Genomic DNA, 18996 nt, shown 5'->3' with positions numbered 1-18996 from the left:
ACGAACCTCTGGTGTTCCGGTTGTCACGCCAGTGGCATTGCCGGGTAGCTATGTTCGGAAGCGATAACCGCTGAAAGCATCTAAGCGGGAAGCGCGCCTCAAGATGAGACTTCCCGGGGCACAAGCCCCCTAAAGGAACCATATAGACTATGTGGTTGATAGGTCAGGTGTGTAAGTACAGCAATGTATTGAGCTAACTGATACTAATGATCCGTGCGGCTTGACCATATAACCTCAAGTTGCCTTGGTCCCAACGAACGTTGGTAGATCCGCAAACGCAAGCTACGTCACAAGTTAACTATGCGAGACGAGCGCCGTAGGTGCTTCCATACGCAAACGCTTGCACATCCTTGTGCACACGTTTGAGGAAGCTCCGACTGGCGACGCTCCAACCGTCTCCCTGGTGAAATTAGCGCTGTGGAACCACCCGATCCCATCCCGAACTCGGAAGTGAAACGCAGCTGCGCCGATGGTAGTGTGGCTCAAGCCATGCGAGAGTAGGTCATCGCCAGGGGCTTTACCCGAAACCCTCAGTCCAACAGGACTGGGGGTTTCTTTTTGCGCGGAATTCGGCGCGATAGTCCGAGGCAGAGGCCGGGAACCGAAAATTGACAAGAAGGCGCCGGGAAAATCTGCAAATGTCGCTCTGATCCCAGCTGCGTTTGAACACAGCGAAGCGGTTCTGGACGAAAACCGCGTCAAGCATACTGACGTCCAAGCGTGGATCTGGCTAACACGAGATTTGGGTTTATCTAGCTCCGCCACCATATCCGTCACATCGGCAACATCGCCGGCCTCGCCTATTGGATATCTGCATGCCTGAGCTTCCCGAAGTCGAAACCACCTTGCGCGGCCTGGCCCCGCATCTGGTTGACCAACGGATTCATGGTGTCATCCTGCGGCGACCGGATCTGCGCTGGCCCATTCCCGAGCAGATCGAGCAGCTGCTTCCTGGCGCCACCATTACCAACGTACGACGTCGCGCCAAGTATCTGTTGATCGATACCGATGCTGGCGGCAGTGCGCTGCTGCATCTTGGAATGTCCGGAAGTCTGCGCGTGTTGCCTGGCGATACATTGCCGCGTGCGCACGATCATGTGGATATCAGTTTGGAAAATGGACGCGTGCTGCGCTTCAACGATCCGCGCCGATTCGGCTGCCTGCTGTGGCAATCTGATACGCAGGTGCACGAGTTGCTTGCTGCACTTGGTCCCGAACCATTATCGGATGCATTTACTGGCGATTATCTGCATGCACTGGCGCGTGGACGTCGGGCCGCGGTGAAAACCTTTCTGATGGATCAAGCGGTCGTCGTCGGCGTGGGGAATATTTACGCTGCCGAAAGCCTGCATCGCGCCGGCATCAGCCCCCTGCGGGAGGCTGGGAAAGTATCGTTGGACCGCTACCGGCGCTTGGCTACAGCAGTCAAAGACATTCTGGGATATGCGATCCAGCGCGGAGGCACGACGTTGCGTGATTTCATTAGCCCGGACGGTGCGCCTGGTTACTTCGAGCAGGAACTCACGGTGTATGGGCGTGAGGGTGAGGCCTGCAAGCAATGTGGACGTGTGTTGAAACACGCCACTATCGGACAACGCGCGACGGTGTGGTGCGGGAGTTGCCAACGTTGACAGCGGGCTAGGTCACATGCGCTGATCGAAACAACAGTATCCAGTTCTGGATTAGCGACGGCATCTGGCGAGCAGCCTCGAGGTAAATGCAAAGGGCGCGCTCAGAACCGCAGTCACCGATCGATGGCTCGCTGGTGCGTGGCTCTGCATCGCGCCACAATCGTTGCGTCCTGCGATTGGAGTTGTAGATGCCTGCCTTATTGCGTCGCTTCGTGCCGCTCATTGCTGTTGGTGCATTTACGTTGCAGCCTGCAGCAAGTGTGTGTGCCGAGGAGCTTGCGTCCAGCCCCAAGGCCGCAATCGAGCGCATCCAGTTGCATAACGAGGTTATTGAGCTCAGTGCCACGCCTGCGCTCGGTGGGCGAGTACTGTCCTTCAATTTGCGTGGACACCCCAACGTGTTGAAGACGGGCATCGCCGTAGACCAGCAACCTGGGCCGGAGGTCTCTGCCACTGCAGGCGATATCCCATATCTCGGCCACGATGTCTGGGTAGGGCCGCAGAGTCAGTGGTGGCTGCATCAACAGGTCAACCCCGCACGTAAAGCCGCAGCTGCAGTGTGGCCGCCGGATCCGTATCTGTCGTTGGCAACCACACGCACGGTTACACGCAGTGGCGATCAACTGATCCTGGAAGGCGTACCCAGTCCGGTCACCGGTGTACAACTACGCAAGCGTGTTGCGCTCTCATCCACGCGTGCCGATACCGTGGAGGTGGAGGCCACTGCACGCAATATCCGCAAACAGCTTATCGCTTGGGATCTGTGGTTCAACACGCGGGTTGCAGCCAGTACGCGTGTCTTCGTCCCGGTGGCCAACGGGGCTGATATCCGCGTTCAACCGCCGACGGAGGCTGGCACGACTGCGCCGACGTATCGCCATCACGAGGGCGTTTTCGTGCTGAGTGCCGATACACGGCAGGACGGGCTGACCCAGCGCGGCAAGCTGTTGCTGCAGCCTTCGGCTGGCTGGATGGCGGGTTTTGCAGGTGGTCAGGTGCTGGTGATCCGCTTTACGCATCAGCCACTGGCGGCGATTCACCCTGAACAAGGGCAGGTGGAGTTGTATCTGGATGCGCCACCACAGCACCCCGAGCAAGGACTGCTGGAAATGGAGGTACATGCGCCGTATCGGCAGCTTGCACCCGGTGCTCAGATGCAGGCCCAGGAGCAGTGGACCTTGCTGCGTTATAGCGGCCCTGACGAACAGCAGGCACAGCGACAGTTCCTGTGCAGCAAGGCGAAAGAGCTGGGGCTGAGAAATGCGTGCGGGTCTTCGTCAGCGGCGCCCTGAGCGTCGCATTCACGTGCACGCCGGGCTGTGGCTATGATGTCGCCATTCCCTGATCAGATCGATGCGCATGCAACGACGCCACTTCCTGAAAAATGCCGCTGCCGCTTTGGCCGCGCTCGGTTTGCCGGCGTTGCCGCAATGGGCGTTGGCGGCCAAGGCGGTAGGACTGCGTCGGTTGGGGCAGCCGCAGCCGTTCGACTATGCCTGGCTGAAGGGTCAGGCGCGTGCGCTGGCCAAGGCGCCGTACAAGAGCCACAAGCAGGTGTTGCCGGGACCGTTGGAGGCGTTGAACTGGGATCAGTACCAGTCGATCCGCTACCGGCAGGACCACGCGTTGTGGGCCGATGGTAATGGCAAGTTTCAGGCGAAGTTCTTCCACCTGGGGCTGTACTTCCATACCCCGGTGCACATCTACGACATCGTCGATGGCAAGGCGCAGCAGCTGGCCTATGACCCGGCTGCGTTCGATTACGGCAGCAGCGGGCTGGGCGGCAAGCAGTTACCTAAAGACCTGGGGTTTGCAGGATTTCGTCTGAACACGCGCAAGGACACCGACCGCGATTTTTCGGCGTTTCTGGGCGCGAGCTATTTCCGTGCGGTAGGCAAGGAAGGCCAGTACGGGCAGTCGGCGCGTGGCTTGGCGATCGATACCGGAACGGGCGGGCCGGAGGAGTTTCCGGATTTCATCGCCTATTACCTGGAGCAGCCTGCGGACGATTCGGATACTGTGGTGGTGTACGGGTTGTTGGATTCGCCCAGTGTTGCCGGCGCGTATCGTTTTGCCATCACCAATGGCGAGGTGCTGGTGATGGACATCGACAGCGCGCTGTATCCGCGCAAGGCCATCGAGCGGCTCGGCATCGGCCCGTGCACCAGCATGTACCAGGTGGGTGAAAACGACAGCCGGATGGATTGGGACTGGCGCCCGGAGATCCACGACACCGACGGGTTGGCGATGTGGACCGGCGGCGGCGAATGGATCTGGCGACCGTTGTGCAACCCGCCGCAGCTGCGCTTCAACATGTTTGTGGACGAGAACCCGCGCGGCTTCGGGCTGCTGCAGCGCGATCGCAATTTCGACCATTACCAGGACGATGGCGTGTTCTATGAGAAGCGGCCGTGCCTGTGGGTGGAACCCAAGAGCGGTTGGGGCAAGGGCTCGGTGCAACTGGTCGAGATTCCGACCGTGGACGAGACCTTCGACAACATCGTGGCGTTCTGGAATCCGCAGGCCAAGCCGCAGCCGGGGCAGGAGCTGCTGATGGGGTATCGCCTGTATTGGGGCGCGCACCCGCCGGCCAGCTCGCCGCTGGCGCATTGCGTGGCGACGCGTACCGGCCTGGGCGGCATCGTTGGGCAGAAGCGCAGCCATTTTTCCTGGCGGTTTGCGGTGGATTTCGCGGGCGGCGAGCTGGCTGCATTGGTCAAGGATTCCAAGACCAAGGTCGAGGCGATCATCCAGGTGTCGCGCGGAACCACCGAGATCGTATCGGCGCGTCCGCTGCATGAACTCAAAGGCTATCGGGCGATGTTCGACCTGGTGCCGCCAGATGACAGCACCCAGCAGATCGATATCCGTCTGTTCCTGCGCGCCAACGGCAAGCCGCTGACCGAAACCTGGCTGTACCAATGGACGCCGCCGCCGGCGAGCGAGCGCAAGATTTACTAGGGCGCAGGCACGTCGCGCAGCCGTGCTGCGCGACCGATAAGTGGCACCATCGTCAGTGACTTACGAACAGCGTGATGCCAGACCGCCGATTTGGAATATCGACCGCGGCCGCGTGACAGCCGCGCAGTTATTGATGCACCGCCAACGCGCCCCAGCTCAGGCCGACGTCGCGCTGTTGACTAATTGCATCCGTGCACGCGGGCGCACGCAGGCCAGCTCTACACGGAAACAGGTGCCGTCCTTGCCGCTGGTGATGCGCAGTTCGCCTTGATGGGCCTGGGCGATCTGGGCGGCCATATGCAGACCCAGATCGACTTCCGGCAATGCCCGTCCGGGGGTGTGTACATGGGTGGAGGCTTGCAGCACATCGAGCCGGCGCGGATCGATGCCGTCCAGATTGCAGACTTCGATGCGCAGGCGGCCGTTCTCGGTCACTGCAACCGCCTTGATCAGCGAACTCTGCTGACCCTGCACCACCGCGTTGATCATCAGGCTGCCGAACATCTGCGCCAGGCGCACGGCATCGCCATGTACCGGTTCGTCGATGGCCACATGCGTGGACAGCACCTGGTTGGGGTACGCGGCGCGTGTTTCGTCGACCACTTGCGAGAGCGCATCGAGCAGGTCGCTGCCGTTGCCGTAGTCCAGCTGCAGCCAGTCGCGTTCGATGCCACGCGCGAAATCGCTGGCAAAGTCGATCAGCTCTTCCATGCGCCGCAGGCTGCGCTGCATCGAGCGTAGCGAGGCGCCCTGACGCTGGTTGAGCGGGTCGATGAATAGCGCGTCCACCACGGCGTGCATCGATTGCAGCGGGTTGCGCAGGTCGTGCCCAAGGATGCCGATGAACTCTTCGCGCAGGCGCGCCGAGGCACCGATGCGCCCCAGTTCGCTGCGTGCCCGCAGCGATTCCTGTGCGCTCTCTTCGGCACGCTGCTCGGCCTGGATCTGCGCGGCCAGTAGTTGCGCCAGCAGCTCGACCTTTTCCACCAACGGCGCATCCATGACCCGGGGCAACGGGTCCAGCGCGCACAAGGTGCCGAACACGCTGCCGTCGTCGAACTTGATCGGCACCGAGACATAGCTTTCGAAGCCGTAGAGCCGCGGTGAAGGATGGTCGCGGAAGACCGGGTGCTCCGAGGCATGGCCGAACCACACCGCATTGCCCTGGATGCGCACGCTGTCGCAAAAAGTGGTGACCAGCGGCAGTTCGTCGCCAGGCAGCAGACCGAAGGACAGGTCGTCGCGCACCTGGCAGGTTACCCAGCGCGTATCGGTCACGCGCGCGACGGCGGCGAACCCCATGCCGGTCAGACGAGTCAGGATGGTCAGCACATCGGGGACCGACGATAGCCGGCCAACACGCGCGATATCTGCACGTAATTCGGAGGGAAGCGGACCCATATATTGCCTCCCGACAAATGGATGGTCGCAAGCTTACAGGACTGTGGTTGAGCTTGGTTGCATGTAGATCGCTGCAACGCTTAGCAAACGATACGCTGGTTGATGGAGCGCAGATATACAGCGGCGATTGAATGCCTGCCTGGGTTTAGCCTCGCATCACAAGCGCATAGCGAGCCAGATGATTAACGGCATTTCGGCTGAATTCTTCAGTGAGTCATCACTGCGCGCTGCCCGCTGACAGCGGGGAAATATCGGGGCGTGGTGACACCGACTCATCACTCATGGAGGCTGCCATCGACGCGTTGGCTAATGGTCAGTCGGTAGACGATGGCTCCGGTGTAGCGATGCCGCCGTCGTCGGCCGATTTGTCGATGACAGCCCGCACAGAGGATCGGCATCGCCCGCTGTATGAGCGGCATTCCAGCACCGCGCTGCGCCGCTGGCAGAATGAGGCGGTGGGGCGTTACGCCCCCGCAGGCGGCAACGGCAGTGCAATCTGCAGCGGGTCGATGCGGCCTTCGCCACGCATGATCTTTTTGAACTCGGCACGGCTGACCGATACGTAGCGCTCGTTGCCGCCGATCTCCACCTGCGGGCCGTCCTGCACCGCATGCCCTTGCGCGTCCACGCGCACGGTCATGGTGGCCTTGCTGCCGCTGTGGCAGATGGTCTTGATCTCGTCCAGCTCATCGGCCCAGGCCAGCAGGAACTGGCTGCCCTCGAACAGCTCGCCGCGGAAGTCAGTGCGCAGGCCGTAACAGAGCACCGGCACGCGCAGGCGGTCGACCACCTCGCTCAACTGCCAGACCTGCGCGCGGTTGAGAAACTGCGCCTCGTCGACCAGCACGCAATGCAGCGCACCCTCGGCCTGGATATCGCGCTCGATGAGCTGCTGCAACTCGGTATCGCGATCGAAGGTGCGCCCGTCCGCGCGCAGGCCGATCCGCGAGGCCACCACGCCGCTGCCGGCCCGGTGATCGAGCTTGGGCGTGAGGATCAACGTGCGCATGCCGCGTTCGCGGTAGTTGTGCGCGGACTGCAGCAAGGTGGTGGTCTTGCCGGCATTCATTGCCGAATAGTAGAAATAGAGCTTGGCCATTGGTGGATTTTACCGGGCCGCGCGGCATGCGGTAATGGCTGGGCAGCATGAACCGGCACCGCCGGCTCGCCGGACGCGGCGCCGGTACAATGGCCCGCTCTGTTGGAAGCCTCTATGCACGGTCTCAATCCCCCGCAAAGCGCCGCAGTGCTGCACTGCGAAGGTCCCTTGTTGGTGCTGGCCGGTGCCGGCAGCGGCAAGACGCGCGTGATCGTGGAAAAGATCGCGCATCTGATCGCCATTGGCCGCTATCCGGCCAAGCGCATCGCCGCGATCACCTTCACCAACAAATCCGCCAAGGAAATGCGCGAGCGTGTGGCCAAGCGCATCCGTGGCGACGGCGCTGAGGGGCTGACCATCTGCACCTTCCACGCGCTGGGGCTGAAGTTCCTGCAGATCGAGCACGCCGCTGCCGGTTTGAAGCGCGGCTTCTCGATCTTCGATTCCGACGATGCCGCAGCCCAGATCAAGGACCTGATGCATGGCGCCAAGCCCGATGCGATCGAGGACGCCAAGAATCTGATCTCGCGGGCCAAGAACGCCGGCATGTCGCCCGAGCAGGCGATGGCCGCGGCGCGCAGCAACCGCGAAAAGGAAGCGGCCAGCCTGTACGAGCGCTACCAGGCGCGGCTGACCACCTTCAACGCGGTGGACTTCGACGATCTGATCCGCCTGCCGGTGCAGATTCTGGAGGGCAACGAAGAGATCGTGATGGGCTGGCGCGAACGCATCGGCTACCTGCTGGTGGACGAGTGCCAGGACACCAACGATGCGCAGTACCGGCTGCTGAAGATGCTGGCCGGCCCGCGCGGCAACTTCACCTGCGTGGGCGACGACGACCAGAGCATCTACGCCTGGCGCGGCGCCAACCCGGAAAACCTGCAGCAGATGGGGCGCGATTATCCGGCCCTGGAAATCATCAAGCTGGAACAGAACTACCGCTGCTCCAACCGCGTGCTGCGCGCGGCCAATGCCTTGATCGCACACAACCCGCACGAGCACTTGAAAACGCTGTGGAGCGACCAGGCCGACGGCGAGCGCATCCGCGTGTGGGAATGCCGCGACAGCGAGCACGAGGCCGAAAAAGTCGCCGCCGAGATCTCGTTTCTGGGCACCGCCAAGCAGGTGCCGTGGAGTGATTTCTGCATCCTGTTCCGTGGCAACTTCCAGTCGCGGCCGCTGGAAAAAGCATTGCAGCTTCTGCGCGTGCCGTATCACCTCACCGGTGGCACCGCGTTTTTGGAGCGGCAGGAGGTCAAGGACGTGTTGTCGTGGTTACGGCTGATCGTCAACCCCGAAGACGACGCGGCGTTCTTGCGCGCGGTGCAGTCGCCCAAGCGCGAAGTCGGTGCGACCTCGCTGGCGCGATTGGCCGAGCTGGCCAGTGCCAAGTCGGTGCCGATGTCGCGCGCGGCCGAGTCGATGGGCGCGCTGCAGCACTTGCCACCGCGTGCGGCCAACGGCCTAAGCGCATTTACCGACATCCTGCGCGATATGCGCGAGCATTCGGCCACGCTGCCGGCCGGCGAATTGGTGCGCACCTTGGCCGAAAAATCCGGCCTGCTCAACGACCTGCGCAACCAGTCCAAGGACGAAACCGGCTTTCAGCGCCGCAAGCGCAATCTGGACGAACTGGCCGAGTGGTTTGAAGGCGGCCCGCGTGGCGCAAGCGCCAGCGATCTGGCCGCGCAGCTGGCGTTGTTGTCGCGCAACGACAAGGACGATGGCGGCAACCAGGTGCGCATGATGACCATGCATGCGTCCAAGGGCCTGGAATTTCGCTATGTCTTCATCGTCGGCTGCGAAGACGGCGTGCTGCCGCACGAAGTGAGCCTGGAAGAAGGCAATCTGCAGGAAGAGCGTCGTCTGCTGTACGTGGGCATCACCCGCGCCAAGGAGCAGCTGTGGATGAGCCACAGCAAATTGACGCGCAAGTTCGGCGAGCATGTGCGGCTCAAGCCGAGCCGGTTCTTCGACGAGATTCCGGCCGAAGAACTGCAGCGCGACGGCGCCGACCCGGTGGCCGATGCCGAGCGCAAGAAAGAGCGCGCCAGCGCGGGCCTGGCGGCGATCCAGGCGTTGTTCGACTAGCGGTTGTTGCGCATGCGCAGGCTTGCCAGCGACAGGCCTGCACGGCAGTCTGGTTTTTCCCGATGCCGGAGTGCGCCGTGACCGTTGTGATCGAAACCGCTCGTTTGCGCCTGCGCACGCTCGATCCCGAGCGCGATGCCGATGCGATATTGGTATTGGTCAACGACCCCGGTTTTATCGCCGGCATCAACGATCGCGGCGTGCGCACGCGCGAGCAGGCGCGCGATCATCTGCGTGAGTGGGCGCAAGCGCATCAGGAGACACACGGCTTCGCGCACTGGGCGGTGGAGACGCGCGAGGGCGCGTTTGCAGGCACCTTGGGTCTGCTATGCCGCGATACCTTGCCGGTGCCGCACATCGGCTTTGCGCTGCTGCCCGCGCATCGCGGCAAGGGCTATGTGACCGAGGCCGGGCGCGCGGTGCTGGACTATGCACGCGATGTGCTGGCGTTGCCGCAGTTATGCGCGATCGTGTCGCCGGACAATGCCGATTCGATCCGCGCGCTGGAAAACCTCGGATTGCAGCGGCACGGCCTGCGGGTGTTGAGCCAGGAGGCCGATCCGGTGCTGTATTACACGATCGATCTTGCGCCCTCCGGCATGGACAGCTGAGCGTGCCTCCGGCACCCTGCCGGCTTATCGCACGGCCAAAAGTGGCTAACAAAACCTGGCGAGTGTTCGTCAGCTCGGCGCGGACAGCGCGGAGCAACCGCAATGTACGAGGGGTACATAAGGGACCGAACACCGATGACACCTGCCTGATGGTGAGCGCGGTAGTTTTGTTCGTCACCCCAACAAGGACACCCGCATGCCATTGCTGGTCAACGCCTATTCCACCCTGCGCGACCCCGTGTGGCCGGATTTTCTGCCGCGCACCGCCGTGCAGCACCGCGACCACGCCGATCCGGAACTGGCGACGCATCTGCATGGCTTTGTCGGCTATGTGAATCAGGCCGGCGACGGCCAGATGACCCAGGCTCGCTATCACCTGATGCGGCATGTGCAGCGGGTGCGTCAGCACTTCACCTTCGAGGTCGACGATGCGGCGTTCGGTGCGCTGGCGCAGTGGGCCGAGCAGGCCAACGCGGTGTGTTTTCTGGCCGACGGCAGCGTGCGCGACCCGCACGGGCGGGTGCTGATTAGCCAGGGCGAGCCGGCGATCGACGATGAGGCGCAGGTGCCGTATCCGCCGGATGCGTTGGAGCGGCGTGCGCAGCAACTGGCCCGGCTGACCGCGCAAGGCATCCGCGTGCCGCCTAGCTTGCCGCCGGTGCCCGGCGAGGCCGAAGCGCGGGTGCGCGATGCCGCAGCGGTGACGCAGCGCATGCTGGCGTTGTTTGCGGTGGCCTTGCGTGCGGAGATGCTGGCCTCTGGCGATGCACCACTATCGTTGGACGAAGTTGAAACCCGTCTGCCGGGCCTGGCGGCCGCGCTGTCGCCGCAGGAACGTACCTTCTTTTCCCAAAGCGCGCCGGAGCCGCAGCAGCTCGCCAACTTCGGCTGGCGCTACGAGAGCCTGGCCGTGCTGCAGTGGGCCCTGGGGCTGGCCGACGCGCTGCCGGAGCCAACCGACCTGTGCGATGTGCCCTTGGCTGCCCAGCGCGCGCTGGAGCATGCCGAAGCAGCGACGCGGCCGTCGCTGACGCTACGGCCGGTGCCCGAACTGCTGGATGCGCTGGACCGGCACTTGCGCCTGCACTGGGCGGTGCGCCAGGCCGGCCAGACCCAGCAACCGCCACCGGCCGGCATCGTGCCCGGCGTGGTCTACGAGCGTCATTACACCCTCAACTGGTTGCTGCACTTCGAAGACGCCGACTGGGACGAGGTGGATACGCCGACCTAAGCGGGTGGCCGCAACGTGCGCCATCACCATTCGGCAAGGATGTCGTCTGTCGGCCTGGCCGGTCGGTGGGCGGGTTGCGATCCGATGATGGGCGGCGAAGTGAAGTGGACATCTCCGACAGCAGAACAGCGCCCTCAGGCGCCAGCCGCCTCCAGGCGTGCCTGCACCGCAGCCAGCGCATCCTGCAGTTCGGCGACGGTGGCTTCCAGGCTGTGCACGCGCGCTTCCAGCTCGCTGTTGTCGGCGCTGCTGCGCGAACTCGGTGCGGCACGCGCGGCCGTAGCCTGCAGTGCTTCCACATCCAGCTCGCCACTGAGCAGATGCGCATAGCGCTCCTCGCGCTGGCCACTGGCACGCGGCAGTTGCACGGCCAGGTTGCGCTGGATCAACCGGTCCAGATGGTGGCGCACGTCGTCGGCATCGTTGAAACGCACCAGCCGCTCGCTGCGTGCATACAACTCGCCCAGCGTCTGCGGGCCGCGCAACAGCAGCAGGCCGATCACGGCCACTTGTTGCCGGGTCAGATCCAGCACGCTGCCCAGCCGGTGTTCGTAGCGCTCGGCGCGCGAGGAAAACTGCTGGCGTACCAGGCCCAGCGTTTCCAACTGGCGCAAGGCGTGATGCACCACGCCGGTCTGCAGATTCAGCACCGGCTCGCGCGCGGTCTTCTGGTTGGCGGCCACCTGCGCGGCGTTGACCGTGAGCGGATACGCATCCGGCGTGGTCGCCTCTTTTTCGATCAGGCAGCCGAGCACGCGGGCCTGGGCGGTATCGAGGACGGGCGGGGTAGGTGCGTCTGTCATGGGTGACTCCGGGGGCGATCAGCCCGCAAGCATACCGATCCTGCTCGCGGGCGCTGCCAGCAGTGCGATGGAAGCGTCGGCACACGAACCCGCTAAAATCGCCGACTTCATTGCCGCTCCTGTTCTGGTGGATGCCATGCGCCCCTCGTTTTACGCACCGTTGTCCCTGCTCGCCTGCACCGTGCTGGCCTTGAGCGCCTGCAAGCCCAGCGACAAGGAGCTGGCCCAGCGTGCGCAGGGTGCCGCCGTGTCCGCCAATGCGGCCGCCAGCGCCGCTGCCACCAAGACCGCCACGCAGCCCGCAGCCCCCACCGCACCGGCCGGCGACGACAACCTCAACGCAGTGCTGTGGATGCAGCGTTCGGAGGAGTACCGCGCCGTGGCCGAGCAGACCTACCGCGCCGCCGCCGACAAGCTGGACGCCGCGCTCAAGCAGCCCAACTGGGACGCGCTGGTGCCCGAAGAGCGCGGCAATGCCGCCACCGGCCTGAAGCCGGCGGTGGTGCTTGATGTGGACGAGACGGTGCTGGACAACTCGCCCTACCAGGCGCGCCTGCTGCGCGACGGCAAGGAATACGACGAGCTGAGTTGGGACCAGTGGGTGGCCGAGAAGAAGGCCACCGCGATCCCGGGCGTGGTGGATTTCGCCAAGGCCGCCAACGCCCGCGGCATCACCCTGATCTATATCTCCAACCGCGCCGTGCACCTCAAGGACGCCACGCTGGCCAACCTGCGCAGCGTCGGGCTGCCGGTGGCCGATGACAGCGTGTTTCTGGGCCTGGGCACGGTGGTCCAGGGCTGCGAGCAGAACGGCAGCGAGAAAAACTGCCGCCGCCAGCTGGCCGGGCAAAAGTACCGCGTGCTGATGCAGTTCGGCGACCAGCTGGGCGACTTTGTGCAAGTCACCGCCAACACCAGCCAGGCGCGTGGCGCGTTGCTGCAGCAATATCACGACTGGTTCGGCGAGCGCTGGTGGATGCTGCCCAACCCCAGCTACGGCGGCTGGGAGCCGGCGCAGTTCAACAACGACTTCAGCCAGCCCTGGCAGCAGCGCCACGACGCCAAGCGCGCCGCGCTGGAGGTGGCCCGATGAGCCGCGCACCGTTGCCGCTGGCCGCACACGAGCGGCTGATCTTCGCGCTGGATGTGCCCAGCCATGACGAGGCGATCGCCTGGGTCGACCGCCTCGGCGAGTCGGTGTCTTTCTACAAGATCGGCATGGAGCTGCTGGCCTCCGGCGAGTACTTCCACGTGCTCGATGCCCTGGCTAAGCGCGAAAAACGCGTGTTCGTCGACCTGAAATTCTTCGACATCCCCGCCACCGTGGCCGGCACCATCCGCCGCTTGGCGCAGTGGCCGGTGAGCTATTGCACCGTGCACGGCTGGCACGCCGGCATGCTGCAGGCCGCCGCCGAGGCCAACCACGGCGACATGCGCCTATTGGCGGTGACCGTGCTGACCTCGATGGGCCGGCCGGACCTGGCCGCGATGGGCATCGACCGCGAACCGGTGGAGGTGGTGGTGGAGCGCGCGCTGGCCGCCCAGGCCGCCGGCATCGACGGCGTGATCGCCTCCGGCCAGGAAGCCGGCCCGATCCGCCGCGCCACCGGCCCGGCCTTTTCGATCGTCTGCCCCGGTATCCGCCCCGGCGGCCCGGTCGGCGACGACCAGCAGCGCACCGTGGGCGTGGCGCAGGCGTTCAACGACGGCGCCGATGCCATCGTGGTCGGCCGCCCGATTCGCCTGGCTGCCGATCCGGCGGCGGCGGCGAATGCGATCCAGGCCGAGATTCGTACGGCATTGGGGCAGCGCCAGGCGTAGTGGGGAGGCGCTTGATGGCATCCGCTGGCTAATAAAATCAATAAGTTAATTCGGTAGAATTAAAGTGTTGCTTTAACGTTAAGGGCTGCGTACGATGCCCTCGTCCGATGTCAGTCGGAAGCTGTGCCACTCATTGTCCACCGGGCTTGTCCCGGTTTTCGAAGGGATCGGGCCATGTGCCCGATCCTTTTTTTTGCCTGCAAATTGGCGAGCGCGGAGACTGCGGCGTCGAGCCATCGCTCAACGCGGCGCCGCCGCCTTGCAGTAGCGATCGATGAACTGCTGGTGGGTCGGCATGACGTCAACGCAATGGCCGATGGTTTGCGCGATGCTGGCCAGGAAGCGTTCGGCGTCATGGTCGGGCACCTGATCCACCAGCGGGTGGTAGCCCTGCGGCAGCACGCCCTGGCCCACCATCACCTGCACCCAGCTGATCTCGGCGAACATTTCCTCGGCATTGCGGTAGAAGCGCCCGCTGTCGCGGAACAGGTCCAGGGTGAATTGCAGTTCCGGGGTGATCGGCATGGTGCGGCAGTGGCGCCAGAATGCGCTGTCGTCGCGTTCGGTGGCGTGGTAATGCAGCACCAGGAAATCGCAGATGCGGTCGAACTCGAACGCCAGCCGGTCATTATAGCGCTGCACCAGCACCGGGCTGATGCCTTCGCGCGGAAACAACTCCAGCAGCCTGGAAATGCCGGCCTGGATCAGATGGATGCTGGTCGATTCCAGTGGCTCCAGAAAGCCGCTCGCCAGGCCCAGCGCCACCACATTGCGGTTCCAGAACTGCTTGCGCCGCCCGGTGGTGAAGCGCAGCGGGCGTGGGTCGGCCAGCGGCTTGCCATCTAGGTTGGCGAGCAGCGTGGCGGCGGCTTCGTCGTCGCTGATGTGCACGCTGGAATACACATAGCCGTTGCCGGTGCGGTGCTGCAGCGGAATGCGCCATTGCCAGCCGGCCGCGCGCGCGGTGGAGCGCGTGTACGGCGTGGGCGGGCCGACGTTTTCGCTTGGCACCGCCAGGGCGCGGTCGCAGGGTAGCCAGTGGGTGAAGTCGTGATAGCCGGTGTGCAGCGCTTCTTCGATCAACAGCCCACGGAAGCCGGAGCAGTCGATGAACAAGTCGCCGCTGACTACTTGTCCGGAGGCCAGCTGCAGCGATTGCACGTGGCCGGTGTCCGGGTGCAGTTGAACCTGTTCGACCAGGCCTTCGATACGCGTGACGCCGCGCTGTTCCGAATAACTGCGCAAAAAGCGCGCGTAGTGCGAGGCATCGAAGTGGTACGCGTAGGCGATGTTGGCCAGCGGCGAATTGGCTGGCACATCGCCGGCCGAGGTCATGAACTTGCCGCGCACGGCGGCCACGGTATTGAGCGTGTACGCACCCAGTGGCTGCGCCTTGCCGCGCAGGTGTTGCTTGATCCAGTACTGATGGAACGGCAGCAGCCCGAGCGGATGCCCGATTTGGGTGCCGAAGCCGTGGATGTACGAGGTGCCGGGGCGCTGCCAGTCGACGAACTCGATGCCGAGCTTGAAGCTGCCCTGGGTCTGGCGCACGAACTCGGCTTCGTCGATGCCGAGCAGATTGTTGAAGGCTTTGATGTGCGGCACGGTGGCCTCGCCGACACCGACGGTGCCGAGCTGTTCGGATTCGATCAGCTGCACGTTGAAGCCGGGGCCAAGCACGCGCGCGAAGGCGGCGGCCGCCATCCAGCCGGCGGTGCCACCGCCGACGATGACGATGTTGCGAAGCGGAGCGGGGATCATGGAGGTCCGGTCCTCAAAAGAAATAAAGCCACTGACAAAACGTCTGCGCTCACTGCCTGACGGTTGCAGCCGGTGCGACATGCAGCACCATTTGCATGCGTTGACGCATCCACCTGACGACTGCTCATTACGTTTTGTCAGCCGCTCCAGATGCTGATAGGCGAACGGGGCCAATCGGCCCCGTTCGAATCACGCGCATCCAAGCGTATGCGCGTGCAGGTTACGTTGGATCAGAACTTTGCGCCCACCTCGAAGATCACGCTGCGTGGCACGTAGCTGATCTCGCCGTTGTTGACGACGGTGATATCCGGGTCAAGCCGCCCATTGCTGCCGAAGCTGTTGTACTCGTACTGGGTGAAGTTCTTGAAGTCGAACGCGTTGAGCACGTTTACCCGAGCGGTCAGCTTGAAGTCGCCGGCCACGGTGAAGTCCTTGGTGGCCTGCAGATCGACGGTGCGATAACCCCAGATCTTGCCGCCCAGCAGGAACTTGCCGTTGCCCGGCGGGACGACGCCGACCTGCTGGCAGGTGCCGCCATCGGGATCGGTGAAGCCGTAGCAGGCAATCGTGTTGATCGGCTCCGGCGTGGCCAGCACCAGCTTGGCGCCGAAGGTGACGCCCCACGGACCATCCAGCGAGCCGGAAGCCACGAAGCGATGCGCAGAGGCCGCATCGGACTTCACGAACGGGTAGTCGCGAATGGTGGCCTTGTCGAACGCAAACGGCTCGTCGATGTTGCGGTTCTGGCGCGCGCTGGTGTGGGTATAGGCCAGGTTCAAGCCCCAACCCGATTCCTTGGTGTACGGCTTTTCGGCCGACAGCAAGACCTGGCTGCTGCGCTGCTCCAGACCGTTGTCGCCGATGATCGTATTGCGATAGCCAGGCACCGGCTCGCCCCACGGCACGCCACCGTTGGCATCGAAATACGCGCCGTTCGGATAGCGGTTGACCAGGCTCATCACCAGGCCGTCGTAAGACAAAATGCGCTGGAAGGTGACATCGGTCAGCCAGTCGCCGACCTGGTTGCTGATGCCGATGCTGTACTGGTCGCTGTACGGGGTCTTGAGCTTGTTCTTGAACATGAAAAGCTCGGAGCTGTCGTTGGTGCCATCGATCGTATTGAGCTGATCGATACCGTTGAGAAACGCCGGATTCCATGGGGCGCAGACACGGTCGTCGCGGAAGCAGCCCTGGCCGCTGGCGGCATCGCTGAAGTACACCACCACCGGTGACAACGCGGCCTTGACCGATTCCAGCGCCAGCTGCTCGAACAGATTGCGGTCGTAGGAACGACCGGCACCGCCGTGGATCACCGCCGCCTCATCGCCGAACAGGTCGTACGAGAAACCCAGACGCGGCGCCCAGGCGTCCTTGAAGTTCTTGCGGTTGTTGCCGGTGCTGATGTAATCGGCCACGTTGACGCCGCTTGGCAGCAGGCGGTTGGCCCACGGCTGACCGGGGTTGGCCGGATCGTCGGAATACAGCGCATCCACGAACGGCTGCGAGGTCACGAAGTCGGTGTAGGCCGGGGTGTCTTCGTAGTCGTAGCGCACGCCGATGTTGATCATCAGCTTGTCGGTGGCAGCCCAGTCGTCCTGCAGATAGATGCCGTACTGCTTGGACGGCGATTCGACCACCGGCAGCTGGCCGGGATTGTCGAACGCACGGATATAGCGCACCTGGAACGGCACCGGCGCCACGCCGTTCTGGCCGACTTCGTAGCTGAATTGCGGATTGAGCGAGCTGGATTCGCGCGAGGTCAGCTTGATGTCGCGGTAGGTCACGCCGGTCTTGATGGTGTGCTCGCCGTGCCACTCCAGCGCATTGAAGGTCAGGTCGTTCTGGAACGACCAGCCCTTCTGGCTGCGCAGTTTGAAGTCTTCGCCGCTGGCGGCGCCGGTATTGAGAAACACCCACTGGCGCGGGTCGGCCTGGGTGCGATCGATGTAGGTGTAGATCGAACCATTGCCCACGCCGCGCGGCGTCGGCAGATTGCGCGAATCCTCGGTGGTGAGGATGGCTTCGTTGAACCAGCCATCGGCACTGTGCTGCCAACGCAGGCTGGTGCGCTTGTCCTTGTTGACCTTGTCCACGGCGCGGTCGGGCGCGTTCTGGCCGCCCACGTTGCTGACCTGGGTTTCGTCGCGGTACTGCGTGGCCAATTCGATACGATCGTTGTCGGTCGGTTCGAAGTCGATCTTGCCGAAGTACAGGTCCTCGCTAAACGGCATGTTCGACGCGCCGTATTGATCGCGCAGGTTCGACGGCAGCAGCCCGATGAAGGGCGTCGCTTCGGCACTGGGCTGCACGCTCTTGGGTGCGACGTTGTCCTTGCCTTCGTAGGCGAAGAAGAAATGCATGCGGTCCTGGATTAGCGGTCCGCCGATCGCAAACCCGTATTCCTTGGTCTGCGAATCGACCTTGCCATCACCTTCGTCCGGGCGTTCTTTACGCAGGTCCTGATTGGTGAAGCGGTAGAACGCCTCGCCGTGGAACTCGTTGGTGCCGGACTTGGTTGCCGCAGTGATGGCCGCGCCGCTGATCTGGCCGTACTCGGCCTTGTAGTTGGAGGTAATGACCTTGTATTCGCCGATCGCCAACTGCGGGAACGGATTGCCCTGGGTCTCGTCCTGGCCGGCAATGCCGCCGCCGGAGACGTAGCTCTTCTGGCTCACGCCATCGATGTACAGATTGCTGGAGCTGGCGTTGGACGCACCGCCGCGCAACTTGGTGTTGCCGTCCTGGTCGATGGTGAACACCATGCCCGGCACGGTGTCGGCAAATTCCAGGAAGTTGCGCGTGGCCTGCGGCAGCTGCTGGATCTGGCGCAGCGACACGGTGTTCCCCACTTCGGAGGTTTTCACGTCGCGAATCATCGGCGCGCTGACCGTCACCGTGTCCAGCGTGGTCGCATCGCCGGCCGGCGCTGCCGCCGCCTCCGTGCCGAGATCGACGGTGGCGCTGGAGGCCACCGACAGGGTCACCGTGCGGCTGGCACCGTTGGATTCAACCTTGTAGGTGCCCGGCTGCAAACCGACGATGGTGTAGTTGCCGTTCGCATTGACCGGTGCGCGTCGCACTGAGCCGGTGGCGAGGTTGGTGACGACGACCTCGCTGCCGCTTTGCGCGGACGCGACCTGGCCGCGCAACGTGGCGTTGCTGGACTGGGCCATGGCTGGGGTGGTGGCGAACAACGAGGCAGCCAGGGCGCAGCACAACAGGCTACGTGCGGGCAGGGTGGAGACGGTGCGGTGATTCTTCATGACTTTCCCCCTCCCAGGGGTAAAGCGCGAACCAGTGAAGTGACTGGCGCGTCAGGTTGGTGCTTGGTGTGGACGGAACGGGTACAGCGGCAACAGACAGCAGAGACTGCAAACACAACAAAAAACGATCGCGAAGGAAGCGTGTTGCCTGCAGCATCGCTCGCATCAAGCATTGCGCTGCGTGGACACACTGCCGATAAGCAAACTGCATGAAACCTGCAGGCGGCCCCTCCCCGGTGCAATGGGGCCGTGCAGTGATCGACGACTGGTTTGGCAACCAACGGCATCCGGCGCCGAGGCACCGGGCGCCGTCCAGCCAGCCG

The 18996-nt window shown here is 63.7% G+C and carries 13 protein-coding genes, 2 rRNA genes and 1 other RNA gene (1 of these 16 cut by a window edge); 10 read left to right on the top strand and 6 right to left on the bottom strand.

The features are described from left to right. From AC1PLU_RS22250 to AC1PLU_RS22230, 5 genes are all read left to right on the top strand, one after another. Window positions 1-228 (top strand): 23S ribosomal RNA (locus AC1PLU_RS22250) (it extends 2655 nt beyond the left edge of the window). Between the two features lie 171 nt (window positions 229-399). Then, window positions 400-514: ribosomal RNA gene (gene rrf / locus AC1PLU_RS22245) — 5S ribosomal RNA — on the top strand. A gap of 301 nt (window positions 515-815) precedes the next feature. Beyond that, the gene (gene mutM, locus AC1PLU_RS22240; RefSeq protein WP_043889566.1) at window positions 816-1631 is read left to right on the top strand and encodes a bifunctional DNA-formamidopyrimidine glycosylase/DNA-(apurinic or apyrimidinic site) lyase; all 816 of its coding nucleotides are present in this window, start codon (window positions 816-818) and stop codon (window positions 1629-1631) included. 188 nt (window positions 1632-1819) lie between these two features. Next, the gene (locus AC1PLU_RS22235; protein ID WP_481107261.1) at window positions 1820-2923 is read left to right on the top strand and encodes a DUF4380 domain-containing protein; all 1104 of its coding nucleotides are present in this window, start codon (window positions 1820-1822) and stop codon (window positions 2921-2923) included. Window positions 2924-2990: 67 nt separating this feature from the next. Beyond that, the gene (locus AC1PLU_RS22230) at window positions 2991-4592 is read left to right on the top strand and encodes an OpgD/OpgG family glucan biosynthesis protein (protein WP_154844992.1); all 1602 of its coding nucleotides are present in this window, start codon (window positions 2991-2993) and stop codon (window positions 4590-4592) included. Between the two features lie 156 nt (window positions 4593-4748). On the opposite strand, the gene AC1PLU_RS22225 is transcribed toward AC1PLU_RS22230, so the two are convergent. Together AC1PLU_RS22225 and AC1PLU_RS22220 are read right to left on the bottom strand one after the other, a co-directional pair. Continuing rightward, window positions 4749-5993 carry a GAF domain-containing protein gene (locus AC1PLU_RS22225; RefSeq protein WP_115041013.1) on the bottom strand — a complete coding sequence of 415 codons (1245 nt, stop codon included), beginning with the start codon at window positions 5991-5993 and terminating at the stop codon, window positions 4749-4751. A 463-nt stretch (window positions 5994-6456) separates the two neighbouring features. Continuing rightward, window positions 6457-7092 (bottom strand): thymidine kinase, encoded by a 636-nt coding sequence (locus AC1PLU_RS22220; RefSeq protein ID WP_006452668.1) that lies wholly within the window; start codon window positions 7090-7092, stop codon window positions 6457-6459. Between the two features lie 114 nt (window positions 7093-7206). Here AC1PLU_RS22220 and AC1PLU_RS22215 point away from each other — a divergent pair, with 114 nt between their 5' ends. Together AC1PLU_RS22215 and AC1PLU_RS22210 are read left to right on the top strand one after the other, a co-directional pair. Beyond that, complete coding sequence (locus AC1PLU_RS22215) at window positions 7207-9183, top strand: UvrD-helicase domain-containing protein (RefSeq protein ID WP_115041012.1); 1977 nt, start codon at window positions 7207-7209, stop codon at window positions 9181-9183. A gap of 62 nt (window positions 9184-9245) precedes the next feature. Continuing rightward, window positions 9246-9794 (top strand): GNAT family N-acetyltransferase, encoded by a 549-nt coding sequence (locus AC1PLU_RS22210; RefSeq protein WP_481107260.1) that lies wholly within the window; start codon window positions 9246-9248, stop codon window positions 9792-9794. A 43-nt stretch (window positions 9795-9837) separates the two neighbouring features. Here the strand turns inward: AC1PLU_RS22210 and AC1PLU_RS22205 are convergent. Next, window positions 9838-9913, bottom strand: a non-coding RNA gene (locus AC1PLU_RS22205) — sX9 sRNA. 77 nt (window positions 9914-9990) lie between these two features. On the opposite strand from AC1PLU_RS22205, the gene AC1PLU_RS22200 reads away from it, so the two are divergent. Beyond that, a complete protein-coding gene (locus AC1PLU_RS22200) occupies window positions 9991-11025 on the top strand; it encodes a DUF4272 domain-containing protein (RefSeq protein ID WP_481107259.1) in 1035 nt (344 codons plus the stop codon). 134 nt (window positions 11026-11159) lie between these two features. Here the strand turns inward: AC1PLU_RS22200 and AC1PLU_RS22195 are convergent, their stop codons facing one another. Further along, window positions 11160-11828: a YceH family protein gene (locus tag AC1PLU_RS22195; protein WP_481107258.1), complete on the bottom strand. Its 669-nt coding sequence runs from the start codon at window positions 11826-11828 to the stop codon at window positions 11160-11162. Between the two features lie 127 nt (window positions 11829-11955). Between AC1PLU_RS22195 and AC1PLU_RS22190 the strand changes: the two genes are divergently transcribed. Beyond that, on the top strand, window positions 11956-12921 hold the full coding sequence (locus tag AC1PLU_RS22190) for a 5'-nucleotidase, lipoprotein e(P4) family (protein WP_481108572.1): 966 nt from the start codon (window positions 11956-11958) through the stop codon (window positions 12919-12921). After that, window positions 12918-13649: an orotidine-5'-phosphate decarboxylase gene (pyrF, locus tag AC1PLU_RS22185; RefSeq protein ID WP_481107257.1), complete on the top strand. Its 732-nt coding sequence runs from the start codon at window positions 12918-12920 to the stop codon at window positions 13647-13649. Before AC1PLU_RS22190 ends, pyrF begins: the two co-directional genes overlap by 4 nt. Window positions 13650-13889: 240 nt before the next feature. Here the strand turns inward: pyrF and AC1PLU_RS22180 are convergent, their stop codons facing one another. Then, window positions 13890-15410: a tryptophan halogenase family protein gene (locus AC1PLU_RS22180; RefSeq protein ID WP_481107256.1), complete on the bottom strand. Its 1521-nt coding sequence runs from the start codon at window positions 15408-15410 to the stop codon at window positions 13890-13892. Window positions 15411-15640: 230 nt separating this feature from the next. After that, complete coding sequence (locus AC1PLU_RS22175) at window positions 15641-18673, bottom strand: TonB-dependent receptor (RefSeq protein WP_481107255.1); 3033 nt, start codon at window positions 18671-18673, stop codon at window positions 15641-15643. Window positions 18674-18996 lie beyond the last annotated feature (323 nt).

This window comes from Xanthomonas sp. NCPPB 2933 (assembly GCF_056725225.1).
Note: the sequence above shows the minus strand (reverse complement) of the source record. Positions and strands in the feature narration are given on the sequence as shown.